We start from the raw sequence: 247 nt of genomic DNA, 5'->3' as shown, positions 1-247 counted from the left end.
ACGACGATGATGTTTTCCGCCTCGGCTCTCGCCAAAATCGAAGAAGGTAAACTGGTAATCTGGATTAACGGCGATAAAGGCTATAACGGTCTCGCTGAAGTCGGTAAGAAATTCGAGAAAGATACCGGAATTAAAGTCACCGTTGAGCATCCGGATAAACTGGAAGAGAAATTCCCACAGGTTGCGGCAACTGGCGATGGCCCTGACATTATCTTCTGGGCACACGACCGCTTTGGTGGCTACGCTC

Annotated in this window: 1 protein-coding gene; it reads left to right on the top strand. The window is 49.4% G+C overall.

Features of this window, described 5'->3' with window-relative positions; genetic code table 11:
* Positions 1–6 precede the first annotated feature (6 nt).
* Positions 7–247 (top strand): extracellular solute-binding protein (locus SB756_RS33695; RefSeq protein WP_410913715.1); only part of this gene is annotated, 241 nt, incomplete at its 3' end.

The sequence above is a fragment of the Pseudomonas sp. SIMBA_068 genome (assembly GCF_046534705.1).
Lineage (GTDB): Bacteria > Pseudomonadota > Gammaproteobacteria > Pseudomonadales > Pseudomonadaceae > Aquipseudomonas > Aquipseudomonas putida.
Note: the sequence above shows the minus strand (reverse complement) of the source record. Positions and strands in the feature narration are given on the sequence as shown.